The organism is Actinosynnema sp. NPDC049800, from assembly GCF_040656635.1.
Taxonomy (GTDB): Bacteria; Actinomycetota; Actinomycetes; order Mycobacteriales; family Pseudonocardiaceae; genus Actinosynnema.
Genome location: NZ_JBFAMT010000022.1, coordinates 17,448 through 32,369, shown reverse-complemented (window position 1 = coordinate 32,369; position 14,922 = coordinate 17,448). Strand labels below are relative to the sequence as shown.

At 73.0% G+C, this 14,922-nt stretch carries 12 protein-coding genes; 7 read left to right on the top strand and 5 right to left on the bottom strand.

Annotated features, from left to right (window positions below; genetic code table 11):
- The first annotated feature begins 28 nt into the window (after window positions 1-28).
- The 3 genes from AB0I91_RS24225 to AB0I91_RS24215 are packed head-to-tail and all read left to right on the top strand — an operon-like array spanning window position 29 to window position 6,556.
- Window positions 29-4,003, top strand: a complete 3,975-nt coding sequence (locus AB0I91_RS24225; protein WP_499638926.1) for a ThuA domain-containing protein — start codon at window positions 29-31, stop codon at window positions 4,001-4,003.
- Window positions 4,004-4,037: 34 nt separating this feature from the next.
- On the top strand, window positions 4,038-5,558 hold the full coding sequence (locus AB0I91_RS24220; protein ID WP_499638924.1) for an OmpL47-type beta-barrel domain-containing protein: 1,521 nt from the start codon (window positions 4,038-4,040) through the stop codon (window positions 5,556-5,558).
- Window positions 5,559-5,587: 29 nt separating this feature from the next.
- Window positions 5,588-6,556, top strand: a complete 969-nt coding sequence (locus AB0I91_RS24215) for a hypothetical protein (RefSeq protein ID WP_499638922.1) — start codon at window positions 5,588-5,590, stop codon at window positions 6,554-6,556.
- 80 nt (window positions 6,557-6,636) lie between these two features.
- Here AB0I91_RS24215 and AB0I91_RS24210 read toward each other — a convergent pair whose 3' ends face one another.
- On the bottom strand, window positions 6,637-7,128 hold the full coding sequence (locus AB0I91_RS24210; protein ID WP_499615611.1) for a nucleotidyltransferase domain-containing protein: 492 nt from the start codon (window positions 7,126-7,128) through the stop codon (window positions 6,637-6,639).
- Window positions 7,129-7,251: 123 nt separating this feature from the next.
- Complete coding sequence (locus tag AB0I91_RS24205; protein ID WP_499638920.1) at window positions 7,252-8,157, bottom strand: lysyl endopeptidase; 906 nt, start codon at window positions 8,155-8,157, stop codon at window positions 7,252-7,254.
- A 255-nt stretch (window positions 8,158-8,412) separates the two neighbouring features.
- Between AB0I91_RS24205 and AB0I91_RS24200 the strand changes: the two genes are divergently transcribed.
- Window positions 8,413-9,696 (top strand): hypothetical protein, encoded by a 1,284-nt coding sequence (locus AB0I91_RS24200; RefSeq protein ID WP_499638918.1) that lies wholly within the window; start codon window positions 8,413-8,415, stop codon window positions 9,694-9,696.
- A 59-nt stretch (window positions 9,697-9,755) separates the two neighbouring features.
- The gene (locus AB0I91_RS24195; protein ID WP_499638916.1) at window positions 9,756-11,000 is read left to right on the top strand and encodes a hypothetical protein; all 1,245 of its coding nucleotides are present in this window, start codon (window positions 9,756-9,758) and stop codon (window positions 10,998-11,000) included.
- A gap of 19 nt (window positions 11,001-11,019) precedes the next feature.
- Here the strand turns inward: AB0I91_RS24195 and AB0I91_RS24190 are convergent, their stop codons facing one another.
- Window positions 11,020-11,445: an SgcJ/EcaC family oxidoreductase gene (locus AB0I91_RS24190; protein ID WP_498777267.1), complete on the bottom strand. Its 426-nt coding sequence runs from the start codon at window positions 11,443-11,445 to the stop codon at window positions 11,020-11,022.
- Between the two features lie 227 nt (window positions 11,446-11,672).
- Entirely contained in the window at window positions 11,673-11,807 is a 135-nt protein-coding gene (locus AB0I91_RS24185) for a hypothetical protein (RefSeq protein ID WP_498777265.1), read from the bottom strand.
- A 188-nt stretch (window positions 11,808-11,995) separates the two neighbouring features.
- Here AB0I91_RS24185 and AB0I91_RS24180 point away from each other — a divergent pair, with 188 nt between their 5' ends.
- Complete coding sequence (locus AB0I91_RS24180; protein WP_499638914.1) at window positions 11,996-12,973, top strand: hypothetical protein; 978 nt, start codon at window positions 11,996-11,998, stop codon at window positions 12,971-12,973.
- A 138-nt stretch (window positions 12,974-13,111) separates the two neighbouring features.
- Complete coding sequence (locus tag AB0I91_RS24175) at window positions 13,112-14,185, top strand: hypothetical protein (RefSeq protein WP_499638912.1); 1,074 nt, start codon at window positions 13,112-13,114, stop codon at window positions 14,183-14,185.
- Between the two features lie 9 nt (window positions 14,186-14,194).
- Here the strand turns inward: AB0I91_RS24175 and AB0I91_RS24170 are convergent, their stop codons facing one another.
- Window positions 14,195-14,899 (bottom strand): hypothetical protein, encoded by a 705-nt coding sequence (locus AB0I91_RS24170; RefSeq protein ID WP_499615628.1) that lies wholly within the window; start codon window positions 14,897-14,899, stop codon window positions 14,195-14,197.
- Window positions 14,900-14,922: the final 23 nt, after the last annotated feature.

Here is a 14,922-nt window from a genome sequence, read left to right as displayed (position 1 = left end):
GTGGCCGGCGACGACGAAGGAGTGAGGGATGGGGCCAACGACCTCTCCGGGCGGACACCGCGGGAGAACAGGGAGGAGGGCGCTGTCGGCGGTGACCGCGGCGGCGGTCCTGCTCGGCGGATCACTCACCTCGGCGACCGCGTCACCGGCCGTGCCGCGGCAGGCGCCGATCACCACCGCCGCGTCGGCGTCGGTCCTGGTCTTCCACGGCCCGGCCGCCGAGCAGCAGGACCCGGTCGCCCGCGCCACCGAGGCGTTCCGGGACATCGGGGCCGCCAACGGCATCGCCGTCGACGCGTCGTCCGACCCGGCCGTGTTCACCGCCGACACCCTCGCCGGGTACCGCGCGGTCGTGTTCCTGTCCGCCTCCGGCGCGACGCTCAGCCGTGACCAGGAAGCGGCGCTGCGCGACTACGTGAAGAACGGCGGCGGGTTCCTCGGGGTGGCCGACGCCGCGAAGGCGCAGCCCGAGTCGTCCTGGTTCGCCGGTCTCATCGGGACCCGTCCCGTCGGCACCACCGCCACCCCCGAGACGGCGAGCGCGGTGACGGCGAGCGCCGAGAACCCGCCGAACGAGACCAAGGAGATGCTGGCCGACGGCAAGCCGGAGACCAAGTGGCTGGTCCGGAGCACGACGGCGTGGGCGGCCTACCGGCTGCCGGCCGCCGCCGCGGTCAACCGCTACACGCTCACCTCGGCCAACGACGCACCCGGCCGCGACCCGAAGGACTGGACGCTGCGGGGCTCCGCGGACGGCACGACCTGGACCGACCTGGACCGCCGGACCGGCCAGACCTTCCCGGAGCGCTTCCAGAGCCGCACGTTCACCATCGCCGAACCGCGGTCGTTCCAGCACTACCGGCTGGACATCACGGCCAACGGGGGCGAGCCGATCACCCAGCTGGCCGACCTGCGCCTGTACGCCGGCGACCCGACACCCATACCGGACCCCGAGGTGCACCGGTCCGTGGTGAACCTCCTCGACCGGCAGCACCCGGCGAACGAGGGCCTGCCGCTCACCCTCGCCCGATCGGACCGCTGGTACAACTGGGAGCCCAACCCGGTCGGCGTCGTGCACACGGTCGCCCAGGTCGAGGAACGGCACTACGACCCCGGTCCGGGCGCCAACGGCCCGTTCCACCCGGTCTCCTGGTGCCGCGACTACGAGGGCGGTCGGTCCTTCTACACCGGCATGGGCCACACCGAAGAGGGCTACGGCGAGCAGGCCCTCCGCAGCCACCTGACCGGCGCCCTGAAGTGGACGACCGGCCTGGTGCGCGGCGACTGCCAGGCCACCATCGCGTCGAACTACGAGGTCGAGCGGCTGACCGCGGCCAACCAGACCGGCCGGCTCGACCAGATCGGCGAGCCGCACGGCCTGACCGTCGCCCCGGACGGCACGGTGTTCTACGTCGGCAAGGCCGCCTGCCCCACCGGCCCCGTCGTCGCGTGGACCGATCCCCACGTCGGCCTCGGCTGCGGCACGATCCACCAGTTCCGACCTGACACCAAGCAGGTGAAGCTGCTGGCGACGCTGCCGGTGATGGGCAACCGCGGCAGCGGAACGGAACTCGTCAAGAACGAGGAAGGCCTGCTGGGCATCGTGCCCGACCCGGCGTTCGCCGAGAACGGCCGGCTCTACGTCTACTGGATGCCGCACGACACCGTCGACCGCGAGAAGCGGACGGGCAAGCGGACGATCTCGCGCCTCACCTACGACCGCGCGACGCAGACGATCGACCTGGCCACCCGCAAGGACCTGCTCCAGTGGGAGGTCCAGCAGCACAGCTGCTGCCACGCGGGCGGCGGCATGGCGTTCGACGCCAAGGGCAACCTGTACGTGGGTTCCGGCGACAGCAACTCCTCCCTGGGCTCGCAGGGCTACTCCGGCAACAACTGGACCGCCGAGTGGGAGGGACTGTCCTTCCAGGACGCCCGCCGCACGGCCGGCAACACCGACGACCTCAACGGCAAGATCATCCGCATCCACCCCGAGCCGGACGGCACGTACACGATCCCGCCGGGCAACCTGTTCCCGCCGGGGACCGCGAAGACCCGCCCGGAGATCTACGTGATGGGCGTGCGCAACATCTCGCGCCTGCAGATCGACCCCGTCACGCAGTGGCTGACCGCCGCCTGGGTCGGTCCGGACGCGCTGCAACCGAGCCCGGAGCTGGGCCCGGCCAAGTACGAGACCGCGACCATCATCACCGAGGCGGGCAACCACGGCTGGCCCTTCTGCATGGGGAACAAGCAGCCCTACCGCGACCGCAGCAACACCGACGCGACCGTGCTGACCGGCTGGTACGACTGCGACGCGCCGAAGAACCACTCGCCGCGCAACACCGGCCTGGTCGACCTGCCGCCGGTCAAGGACAACATGATCTGGTACGCGCCGGGAGGCGGCGGCCCGGTGTTCCCGGACCGCCCGGACGGCAGCGGCATCCCCACCTACAACGCCGCCGACGCCACCTACACCCAGCCGTACCTGCGCGGTGGCGGCCAGGCCGTCATGACCGGACCGACCTACCACCGGGAGCTGGTCGACACCGGCAGCGGTGTCGCGTGGCCGGAGTACTGGGACGACAAGTGGTTCATCGGCGACCAGTCGAACTCGGCCAACCGGGTCGCGGTGACCGTCGACCCGGCCGGTGTGCCGACCGCCGCTCCCCCGGCCTTCGCCGAGAGCCTGCGCGCGATCATCCCCGGCGGCCTCGGCGACGACCGGCTCCAGAGCTGGATGGACGCGAAGTTCGGCCGGGACGGCGCGCTCTACCTGCTGGACTACGGCGGTGGGTTCTTCAGCCTGCACCCCAACCAGAAGCTGATCCGGATCACCTACCAAGGCGGCGCGAAGACGCCGAAGCCGGCCGCCGGCTCGGTCGCGGTGCACGGCAAGCCGCTCACCGTCGCCTTCACCGGCTCCAAGTCCGGTGGCGCGTCGCACCGCTGGGAGTTCGGCGACGGCACGTCGTCCACCGAGGCCGACCCGCGGCACACCTACGACCGGGTGGGCGAGTACCAGGCCAAGCTCACCGTGACCTACGCAGACGGCGAGACGCAGGTCGTGCCGCTCACCGTGGACGTCGGCTGCGCGGTCCCCGACGACCGGGCCACGGTGTGGCTGGGCGAGTCGGACTCGGGCGTGGCCAACAAGCCGGTCGGCGGCGGCTGCACGGTCAACGACCTGATCGACGACGAGAGCCCGTGGGTCGACCACGGCACGTTCGTCCGGCACGTCACCGAGGTCGCCGACCGGTTGCAGCGCGACGGCGTGCTCACCGCCCGCGAGAACACCGCGCTGGCCCGCGCCGCCGCCGGCTCCGACATCGGCACGGCGGGCAACACCGGCTACGAGCCGATCTTCGACGGCACCGCGGCGTCGCTGCGGGGCTGGGTCCAGGCGCCGTCCGGGTCGTTCTCGATCCAGCCGGACGGCGCGCTGCGCTCCTCCGGCGGGCTGGGCATGCTCTGGTACGCGCGCGAGCAGTTCGGGGACTTCTCGGTGAAGCTCCAGTTCCGCGACATGTCACCGGACGGCGTGCGCGCCAACAGCGGCGTGTTCACCAGGTTCCCCGATCCCCGCACGCCCGTGGACCAACGCCCGCCGGACAGCTGCGGGACCGTCGGCTCGGCGCGGACGTCGGCGGCGTGGGTGGCGATCTACTGCGGGCACGAGATCCAGATCTACGACGGCGAGACCGGCGAGCCGCAGAAGACCGGATCGGTCTACAACTTCGACCCGGTCGGGCTGCCGCCGTCCGGCGCGCCCGCCAAGGGCGGCTGGCACGACTACGAGATCCGGGTCGTCGGGCAGCACTACACGATCGTCCGCGACGGCGTGGTGATCAACGAGTTCGACAACGCGCCGGGCAAGCAGTCGTCCCGGCCGAGCGACCCGCCGACGGACCTGCGCCAGTTCGCCGAGGGCTTCCTCGGCCTGCAGAACCACGGCGCGTCCGACGTGATCGACTTCCGCAACATCCGAGTGCGGTCGCTCTAGCCGTCCGGCAGGTCCGCGCTCAGGAAGGTGCACCATGTTCCGACGTCCGACCGCCGCGGTGGCCGCGGCGCTGCTGTCCCTGGCCGCCGTCCTCCCGGCCACCGCGCTGCCGTCCGCTCCCGTCCAGGCCCAGGAGCAGGTGCTGACCTGGACCGCGGACAACGACATCACCCGCTACAAGTCCGCGCCGAGCACCGCGGCGCCCGGCCCGACGACGATCGTCTTCGAGAACAGCGAGGCCACCGGCAACACCACCGGCATGCCGCACACGCTCACCTTCGACACCTCCACGCCCGGCTACAACCACGACGTGGAGCTGAACATCCTGGCCAACCCGTTCGACGCGCGCAACGGCAGGCACGAGGCCGCGGTGACGCTCACCCCGGGCAAGTACCGCTACCTGTGCACGATCCCCGGCCACGGCACGATGTCCGGCGAGTTCACCGTGACCGAGGGTGGTGAGGACACCACCCCGCCGACCGCGGCCGGCGAGGTCACCGGCCCGCGCGACGCCGCCGGCAACTACCTCGGCAGCGCCACGGTCACCGTGACCGCCTCCGACGCGGGCTCGGGGGTGGCGTCGGTCGAGTACGAGGTGGACGACACCGGCTTCGCGCCCTACACCGCGCCGGTCCGCGTCACGGCGGTCGGCGACCACTCCGTGCAGTACCGGGCGACCGACCGGGCGGGCAACACCTCCGAGATCGGCTCGGTGTCGTTCCGCGTGGTCGAACCGCCGTCCGACACGACACCGCCCGAGGTGGCCGCCGACGTCGCGGGGACCAAGGACGCGCAGGGCAACTACGTCGACAAGGCGACCGTCACCATCACCGCGACCGACGCGGACTCGGGCGTGCGCGGCCTGGAGTACCAGCTGCACTCCGGGCCGTGGACGGCGTATACCGCGCCGGTCGAGGTCACCGCGCCCGGATCGCACATGGTCCACTTCCGCGCGACGGACAACGCGGGCAACACCTCGCCTGAGGGCATGGTGGCCTTCACCGTCGTCACCACGCCGGTCGACACCGAGCCGCCGACGACGTCCGCCGTGGTGTCCGGGGCCAGGAACCCCGACGGCGCCTACCTGGACACCGCGACCGTGACGATCACCGCGACGGACGCGCAGTCGGGCGTCGACCGGGTCGAGTACGCGCTCGACAGCGGCGAGTGGACCGCGTACTCGTCGCCCGTCGTGGTCGGCGCGGCGGGCAGCCACACCGTGCGGTACCGCGCCACCGACAAGGCCGGCAACGCCGCCGAGGCGAAGTCCGCGTCCTTCACCGTGGTGAAACCGGGTGCGGACGCCTGCCCCGACTCCGACACGCGGCCGACGGTGGTCATCGGGGACGAGGACACCCGGGTCGCGAACGTCGACACCGGCGACGGTTGCACCGTCAGCGACCTCGTCGACCAGCACGGCGAGCACCCCGACCACGGCGCCTTCGTCCGGCACGTCGACCTCGTCACCACCGACCTGGTGGCCAGGGGCGTGCTGACCACGAGGGAGCAGGCCGTCATCGTGCGCGCGGCCTCGCGATCCGACATCGGCGAGTAGTTCCTTCCACCGCAACAGGGAGAACCGAGATGACCAGACGGACCGCACCCGCGCTCGCCACCTTGAGCGCCATCGTCGCCGCGTCGGTGCTGGGCGCCGCCCAGGACGCGCGCGCGGACCTGGTGATGTACTGCGTCGGCAGCGGCGGCGCCGTCACGGTCCCCAGCGACCTGTACGTGCCGCCGGGCGAGTCGTGCTCGTTGACCGGCACCACCGTCACCGGCAACGTGCGCGTGGCCGCCGGCTCGAACCTCGTGATCACCGGCGGCACGGTCAACGGTTCGGTCAAGGTCGCGGCCGACGGCTACCTCGACTCGACCGACACCAAGGTCGACGGCGGGATCACCCTCGCGGCCGGCGGCTTCGGGCTCTACCTGAACAACACCGACGTCGGCGGCGTGGTCGTCGAGCCGAAGGGCACGGCGACCATCGAGGGCTTCCTGTTCGTCGAGCGTGGTTCGAGGATCGACGGCGACCTCACCTCGGGCGTCGGCGAGGTCAGCGTGACCGGCAGCGAGGTCACCGGCGACGTCGGCACCACCGCGGCGTACTTCACCGACCTGCACGACAGCTTCGTGGACGGCGCGCTGTCCGTGCTGAACAACCCGACCGGCAGCGTCGTCTGCGGCACCGCCGTCGGCGGTCGGGCCACGTTCGCCGGCAACCTCGGCGGCGTGCAGCTCGGCCCGAACGGCGGCCTCGACAGCTGCGCCTCCGGCGGCTACTTCGCCCGGGACGTCGGCATCTCGAACACGACCGGCGGCCGCACGACCCTGGACGACAACATCGTCAACGGCGTCCTCCGGCTGACCGCGAACAACCCGGTGGCCGAGGTGGCGGCGAACAACAGCATCCGCGGCGGGATCGTCGGCGACCACTCCGCACCCACCCTGTCCGCCGCCGCCGACGGCGTTCGCGGCACCGCCGAGGAACGCGCCCGTGAACGACGTGCGCAAGCCGCCGCGACCACCACCGCGAAGGGCGCGGCACGCCTCTGACACCCGGAATCACCGGCGGTCCGCGCTCGCACACAGCGGGCACGTGCGGGAACGGACCGCCGGCGGGCACGTGCGGCGGGTCAGAAGTGGGTGGCGATCCCGAACGCCTCGCGCAGCCGGGCCATGTCGTGGCGGTCCCGGTCGGTCGGCTCGTAGCCTTGGTGGAAGTAGACCTGCTGCTCGGCGGACAGGCAGGGCACGGTGCGGTTCAGGATCGTGCCGGTGACGAAGCACGCGGCCGGGTAGGTGAACGGGCGCCCTGGTTCCGGCGAAGCCTGCGTCGCGCTCCCGTCGGCGGCGAAGACGAGCGGGTGCAGGTCGATCTCGCGGCCCTTCGCGTCCGCGACGACGAAGCGCACCGGACGCCAGTCGACCGATTCGGCGAACCCCGCTTCGGCGAGGGTCGCGAGGACGGCCGGCTCCTGTTCACCGCGGTGCATGAGGTCCAGGTCCCGGTGTGGGCGGGTCTGCCTGCCCAGCAGGGCGTCGACGCCCCAGCCACCGCCGATCCACACGTCGCTGCCGGCCTCCCGCAGGGCGTCCAGGATCTCCAGCACGTCGTCGCCGGTCACCCTCGCCGTTCCTCCCCGCTCTCGCCGGAGCGGCGATCCTATCGAGGCCGGTGCGTGATCCGGGGCCGGTGGGGACGGCGGGTGGTGTGCCGGTCGCCCGCGTTCACGGCACCGCGCGACCGCTCATCGTCCGGGCCGGCCCGTGGCGGCGGGCTTCGACACGTCCTTGGCGCCGGTCGCGGAGTTGATCGCCGCCGCGTAGTCCGCCACGGTCTGCCCCGGCTTCGAGCACAGGCGCATGTCGGAGTAGCGCCACATGAAGCCGCCGTAGATCGGCGTGGTCGTGCCCATCTCCCGCAACGCCTGCCCGACCTCCTCCGGCGAGTCGCCTTCGCGGCAGTCCGAGCCGTGCTTGCACCACAGCCCGGGGTCGACCGCCAGGCCCAGCTCGCCCACCCACTCCGCGGGGTCGTTGTCCCCGCCTCCCGCGTAGCACTGCAGGTAGACGCGGTCCACCAGGGAGCCGAGTTCCCTCGCGACTTCCTTCCAGTAGTCCACTTCCTCGTAGGGCACGAAGGTGAACTTCCGGTACCCGATCCCCTCCGCCATCCTGGCGAACTCCACGGTCGAGTCCACGTCGTAGCACGACTCGTCGTCGCTGTTGAGCGCGTCGACCCGGAGCTCGTCCTGCAAGGCCTTGAAGTTGCGGTACAGGATGCTGTCCGGCCCGGTCCCGCCGTCGTCGCTGCGCCGCAGGACCAGGCTCTCGATGTTCTCCCAGTCGGCGGCGCCGTAGGAGCCGATCGAGACCTCGACGCGACCGACCTTCGAGTCCGGCCTGGTCTTCAAGGACGCCACCCAGGTCGGCCAGCCCTCGTCGCCGCAGTACTCCCCCTCCGACACGATCAGGTTCTCGTTGTAGTAGAGGTCGCCGTTCTCGTGGACGTGCAGGCTCCAGAGGATCGCGGTGTCGAACCCGGAGGTCGCCAGTTCCGCCGCGGTCTCCTCGGTGCCGGGATAGGGGCCGTCGACGTAGACGGCGGACCGCCCACCCGCCCCCGACCTCGGTTGCACGATTGACTTTCCCATTGCTGACTCCCACTCGGAGTTGTGCCGGCCGCGCTCAGCCACCCGCGGTACTACCCGGCGGTGCGACCCCCATGTGCGCGGTCCGGCACGTCCACTCGGACGAGTCGCGAGGGCTCAGCCCTCCGGGGACCGCGGTCACGCCACGTCCACGTGACCCGGAACCGGCCTCACGCGGACCGCCGGGTTACCCCGTCACCTGATCCGGGCTCACCGCACCACCCGGCCGGGCGACAACCAGGCCGGTCACGGCGACCGGTGCTGCTCTCGCTCGCCTCGTTCGCCCCGGCCCGCGACCGCCCGCGAGCGTGGCTGCGACGCCGGATCGCCGCCGACTACCGGGCCCTGGCCGACGCGGAGACCTTCGGGCCGAGCGCGATCGACGACCTGCGCGCCGACGGCCGCGTGCTGACCGGCGCGGCGGTCGTCACGCCCGCACCCGTCCGCCCCGACGACGCCGTCACCCTGTTCCGCCTGGCCACCCCACCCGGCCCCCGCCAGGAGCACTGGGACGTCCTGGCCGGGCACCCGGACGGGCCGACCGCCCAGGCGCTCGCCAACCCGCTCGTGGTGGCCCTCGCCCGAACCGCGTACGCCGACGCCCCCGGCGACCCCACCGAACTCACCGACACCGGCCGCTTCCCCACCCCCGCCGCCGTCGAGCACCACCTGCTGGACGCCTTCGTCCCGACCCTCTGCACCCGCGCTCACCGCCAGGACACCGCCCGGCGCCGCCGGGACCCGGCTCGGGCCCCGCACCACCTGACGCACCTCGCCGCCGGGCTGCGACGACAGGGCACCTACGACCTGGCCTGGTGGCAGCTGCACCGCTGGGCGCCGACGACCGCTTCACCCTGGCGGCGCGTGGTGCTGTGGATGTCCGTCGCGGCGTTGCTCGACCTCCTGATGGGCGCGACCTGCTGCGTCTTCAGCCTCGGCAGGGGCAGCTTTACCGCCGCCCTCGACGCCGCGTCGGCTGGGCTCGTGGGAGGTGCGGTCATCGGCGTCTGCTTCGCCGCCCTGAGGTGGATCAAGAACCCCAGCGGTCTCCGCGACGTCGTGACGCCCGCGTCGTCCGTTCGAGCGGATCGCCTCCTCGCCCTCGCCGCGGGGACGGTCGCGATCGTGGCGCCCGTGCTGACGACCGACGTCCCGTGGACTCTGATCCACTACTCCGACGATGGCCGCTTCACCGGCGCCCTCGACCTGGGCGTGACGCTGCCCGGAGTGGTCTACACCCTCCTCGACAGTTCAGCCGTGTGCCTCGTGGTGGCCCTGAACGCGTCGGCGTGGGCGCACCACACCAGCGCACGGCTCGTGCCGGCGGCCCGTGGACGCCTGCCGTGGCGGCTCCAGGCGTTCCTCGCCGAAGCCCACCGCCTGGGGATCCTGCGCCAGGTCGGCGCCACCTACCAGTTCCGCCACGCACGCCTGCAAGACCACCTCGCCGCGCGACACGACCACCTGGCCGCTCCGTGGGCCGCCTCGACCCCGCCACCTCCGCACGCGGCCGGAACCCACACGTCCAACCAGAGCGGCTGACCCGAGCCGGACCCGAATCCGCTGGCTCGACCGGTCCCTCCCGGCCCACAATGGCGTCGATGCGCCCAGCCCCTGCCGACACCCTCGCCGGGATGCTCCAGCGCGGCCGCGGCCGGGGAGCGATGCTCGCGACCACCGACCCGACCTCCGCCGACCTGGTCCACGACTGCGTCGTGCACGACTACCGCTGGGACTGGCAGGTCGACGACCGCGCGGTGTACCTGGCGCGACTGGTCCGCGATCTCGCCCTGCCCCTGCACCCGATCACCGCACTGCTCCGGGACACCGGGGACGACCAGACGGCCCTCACCCTCGCCTCCCTGCTGGTGGCCCTCGGCACCGCCGGGTCCCGCGAGGCCGTCACCGCCGTCCGGGACCACGTCCGCGCCGGCCCGCACTGGATCGACGTGCTCGAAACCGCAGCCGCGGAATGGCCCCGCGCCTGGTGGGACGACCTCGCCGGCACCGCGCGGCGCCGCCTGACCCCGGACGACCGGCGTGGCCTGCTCTGGCGCAGCGACCCCTGGCTGACCTGGGCGCGGCAGCACGCCTGGGCCACCCGTCCCGCAACCGACCGCGCTCCCGGCCGACCCGGCCCGCACCGCGACCGCCCCACCGGCGAACTGCTCGCCCTGCTCCGCGACCGCGACGTGCCACGGGCCGCGAAGACCCGGGCCCTGTTCGAGATCGCCCGACGCGGTCCGGAACCCGCGCTGCTGGACCTGGCGGAGCACCTCGTCCTGGACACCCCCGTGCGCCGACCCGTGCCCGGACTCGGCCGTGCCCTCCAACCGCTGGGACCGCGGGCCGCCGACCACGCGCGCCGCTGGTCGGCGGACCCCGACCACCCCCTCCGCCGGATCGCGACCCGCGTCCTCGCCGCGCACGGCGACCACCGGGACGTCGAGCTGATGCTGTCCACCCTGGAACGCCCACCTGGCGAGGACTGGTGCGGCTACGACGTCGCGGCCACCGGCCTCGCCCGGCTGTCACGGCTGTCGGGTTCGACGGCAGACCACCACGCCGCGGCGCACCGGGCCGTCCCCGTCCTGCGACGACTGTGGTCGGACACCCCCCACTCCTACGAACGGGCCGCGTACCTCGACGCGTTGGTCGCGCTCAGCCCCGTCTCATCGGACCACCTGCTGGTCGAAGGCCTGTGGGACTGCGAGGAACAGGTCCGGGCGTTCGCCGCCGCACGCGCGCCGCTCACCCGGGAAACCCGGGCGCGCCTGCGCGACCTGGCCGACGACCCGATCGACACCACGCCCGTGCGCACCGCGGCCGCGGCCCGCCTGGCCTGAGCGCACAGGCCGGGTCAGGTCAGACGTTGACCGGGCTGTTGTGGTACGCGGCCAGCTTCCACTGCCCGCCCTGGCGCACGACGATCCACGACGCCCTGATCTCCCGGCTCGGGTGGACTTCGGTCTCGTCGGGCGCGAGCACGCCACCCTTGGTGACCAGCACCGCGCTGTCGTCGTTGAGCATCTTGAGGTGGATGGGCTCGCCGGTGACCCTGGTGCCCCGGTACGCGCCCTGGAAGGCCTGGGCCATGTAGGCGCGGATGTCCTCTTTGCCCTTGCGGTACAGGCCCGGCAGGATCATCGTGCCGTCGTCGATGAAGAGGTCGGCGAACGCGGCGGCGTCGTGCGCCTGCCACGCCGATGTCAGGTTCACGGGCAGTGCCGCGATCGCGGCGCGGTCGGCGGCACCCGGTTCGGTTCGGACCTGGTCTTCGGTACTGGCCATGTCTTCCTCTCTTGCCGTGCGTCTGCCTGCTTCGCGGTACGACGTGGCGTCCGAACCGGGATCACGCCGCGGTCGAACCGCAGCCCCGCCGGACCCTCCACAGTGGACTCTTCGTCAGCTCCCCAGGACAACGCGGGATCCAGCGGCCACGTCCCGCAGATCGCCGAGAACCGCGTCGGGACGTTCACGACGGGCAGCGGCCCTCGCCCGGTGTGCAGTGCCGCCGTTCACGCCACGAGGTCGACCACCTCGTCCAGCCGGACGCCGTGCCCCGACGGCCAGTGCTTGCCTGCCAAGGACTTCCGCGGTGCCGCTCCGAACGCGGCGGCCACATCGTTCGCGTACAACGGATCGCGCGACACTTTCCCGCTATTCTACATGGTCGACGCCTGGCCGGCCAACGCCTCGGCCCACCAATTTCCCACGACCCGGACCACACCAACGAGAACTCCGCCCGAACCCGCACCGCCGCCCGACGAGCCGCCGCGGCGCACCGGGTTCGCACCCGGCCACCGGCACGTGCTCGCGCGCGGTTCGTAGACTGCTCGCCGTGGACGAGGTGGAGCTCGGTTCGGTGACCTGTCCGTCCGGGCAGCTGGTGCTGGTGGACGGCGGGTACCTGGGGCTGTGGTCCGGCGACCGCTCCCCGGACGAGGTGGGCGGACCCGGCGGGGTCGCGGCGGTCGACTTCGAGGTCGTCGGTCCCGACGCGGACGCCGCCGCGCGGTCGTTCGACCACCAGTCCGGTCGCCGGCTGTACGACATCCCCGAGCACGCGGCGGAGCGGTTCGCCGCGAAGTTCGACGAGCACTGCAGTGCGCGCGGGCTCAGCGCTTCGCCGCACCGGTTCCCCCGCCGGATCCCGCACCGCGAGCGGGTGCGGCACGCGATCGCGGCGGGCGACCCGGACTTCCTGGTCACCGGTGTGCCGGTCGTCCCGGTCGGCGGCGTGCCGACCGACCGGGCGCTGCGGGTGGCGGCCACGCGCGGGCAGTGGGGCTGGGCCCGCATCCGCATCGAGCTCGGCGACGGCGAGGTGGCCGAGCGCCGCCCGCTCACGCGGATCAGGATCGACCACGCCCGGTTCGCCTTCGCCGACGCGGACGCGCTCGGCTCCTGGGTCCACGACGATTCCCTGGACGGCCTCGCCGACGTGGTGTTCTGGGGCGGGGACGAGGACGAGGTCGCCACCGAGTTCGGTGCGGGTCGCACCGGCACGCCGGGTGACGACGCCTACGGCTGGCTCTCCCTCCCGATCCGGGAGGCGTACCGGCGGGCGGTCGCCTTGGAGGAGCGCAAGAGGTCCGAGCCGGAGCGCAGGTTCGCCCTCGACTTCCGCCCGCACTCGCACCACTGGCAGGTGATGGCGGCCGTCCGGGCCGCCGACCACGAGGCCGCCACCCTCGCGGTCGGCGGCGCCGACGTCATGATGGCGATGACCTCCATCGGTGACGGGTTCTTCCCCGTCCACCTGGACGTGGACGCGACGGGCGCACCGGTCGCCGTCGACATCGCCATCGACCACTGACGCCCGGCACCGGCGCAAACGCCGCCGAGCGCACCACGCCGCAATCCGGCCGGCCCACGACAACCGCCGCTCGGAGAGATCGGCGTTCTTGCGTTGCGCGTGCGTGGACAATGGCCGCAGCCGACGATCGGAGGCCGCATGGACGTCACGGACGTCATCCGCGCGCTCGAACACCTGCCCGGCCTCCGGGTGACCGCCGTCGCGAACGGCGTCCGCGTGCACGTGCCCGCCCTCGACGACGCGGTCCTGATCGACGCCGACGCGGTCCGCCGGTGCCGCGACATCCGCGCGCCCGACGGCGACCCCGCCGTGGAGTTCGTGATGGGCGACGAGCACGGCGTGTGGCCGTTGATCCTCACCCCGGACGACGTCGTGTTCCAGCCGGTGAGCACCGGGGCCGTGCTGGACTCGGCCATCGAGTACCGGATCGCCGACGCGCCCCACGTCGTGGCCTACTCCGAGATGGAGCACGCCGCCGAGCACGCGGCCCTGACGAGCGAGCGGCCGGGTTCGATCGAGCTGGTCGCGGTCGGCGCGTCGCTGGTGCTGGTGCGGTGCCAAGTCGTCGCGGCCACGCTCGTCGGGATGCGGCCCGTGCGCGCGGTGGCGTGGTGGCGGCGCGCCTGGGAGGCGCTCGGCGGCGACCTGCCGTTCCCGCCGTTCCGCCCCGACCCGCTGTGGGACGAACTGGTGGCCGACGCGGCTCGGATCTCGGTGACGCCGGCCGGGCGACCCGACCACGCCGCCGAACCCGTCGACATCGCGGCCTTCCGCCGGCTGGAGCCCGCGTTGACCGTCGTGGGCCTGGACGACGAGTTCGTGGCGACGTGGCGCGCGTGGGCGCCGATCAGCCCCTCCCGGTTCGCCGCGACGCTGCTGCACCGGCTCGACGGGGCGCGCGCCGACCTCGCGCTGTACCCCGGCGGGACCGGCAGCGTCGACCTCGTCCTGCGCGAGGGCGCCGCCACCGCGCTGCTCCAGTTCAGCTGGTCGAACCGGGTCGAGCTGAGCGTGGACGAGGTCCGCCTCGACGAACCCCTCCGGCGCACCGGCCTGTTCCAGCGGATGATGTTCAACGTCGACCGGCTGGCCGTGCTGCTGGGTTTCGCGCGGACGACGGTCCTGGCCACCGACATCGGCGGCATCGCGTTCGCCACGATGGGCTACCCGCGCGACCCGGAGCTGGTCCGGGCGCTGCGGCACCACCGCTGACCCGATCGGTCAGGGGAGCAGTTCGCGCCGCAGCCGCGTCATGGCCTCCGGGCCCACGGCGGCCTCGGTCGCCCGGAGCAACGTCGCGCAGAAGTCCTTGGTGCGGGCCAGGCCCGCCCGTGCGGTGGCGATCTCGGCGTGGATCCCGGCGCCCTTGGCGGCGGCGGTGCGCAGGTCCCGCAGCTCCCGCGCCCGGACCGCGCGCACGCCCTCGGCCACGGCGTGCGCGTACGGGCCGCGGTCGAGTTCGGCTCCCGCGCCCGCCTCCTCGACGAGGCTCGCCACGTCGCGCGACGGCAGGAAGAACAACGTCGTGGTGGAGAACGCGCTCAGCGACGCCTGCCTGGTCCACCGCGTCAGCAGACCGGACTTCTGGTCCACGACCGGGGCGAGCTCCGGGTAGAACAGCGGGTCGACGGTGGCCAGCAGCGGCTTCGCGTCCGACAGCCGCAGCCGCAGCGCCCCGACCTCGCGCACCTGCTCGGCCAGCACGCCCTCGAACTCCGCCGAGGTCCGCGGCCCGGGCGAGTCGCCGGCCAGCTCCTCGGCGAGCACGAGCAGCCGCTCGCCGCGCACGCACAGGTCCTGGAGGGCGAGCACCACGCCGACGACGTGCGCCGCGACCTCGGCATCGCGCCCGGACCGCCGACCGTCGAGGAACCGCACCCAGTGTGACGACAAGATCTCCGCGAGCTTCGCCACCAACTCGAACATCGGACACCCTCCGCCGGAAGATC

Excerpts from the sequence above, each read along its gene's own strand:
- AB0I91_RS24225 (WP_499638926.1), top strand. The coding sequence starts at position 29 with ATGGGGCCAACGACCTCTCCGGGCGGACACCGCGGGAGAACAGGGAGG.
- AB0I91_RS24220 (WP_499638924.1), top strand. The coding sequence starts at position 4,038 with ATGTTCCGACGTCCGACCGCCGCGGTGGCCGCGGCGCTGCTGTCCCTG.
- AB0I91_RS24215 (WP_499638922.1), top strand. The coding sequence starts at position 5,588 with ATGACCAGACGGACCGCACCCGCGCTCGCCACCTTGAGCGCCATCGTC.
- AB0I91_RS24205 (WP_499638920.1), bottom strand. The coding sequence starts at position 8,157 with ATGGGAAAGTCAATCGTGCAACCGAGGTCGGGGGCGGGTGGGCGGTCC.
- AB0I91_RS24195 (WP_499638916.1), top strand. The coding sequence starts at position 9,756 with ATGCGCCCAGCCCCTGCCGACACCCTCGCCGGGATGCTCCAGCGCGGC.
- AB0I91_RS24190 (WP_498777267.1), bottom strand. The coding sequence starts at position 11,445 with ATGGCCAGTACCGAAGACCAGGTCCGAACCGAACCGGGTGCCGCCGAC.
- AB0I91_RS24175 (WP_499638912.1), top strand. The coding sequence starts at position 13,112 with ATGGACGTCACGGACGTCATCCGCGCGCTCGAACACCTGCCCGGCCTC.
- AB0I91_RS24170 (WP_499615628.1), bottom strand. The coding sequence starts at position 14,899 with ATGTTCGAGTTGGTGGCGAAGCTCGCGGAGATCTTGTCGTCACACTGG.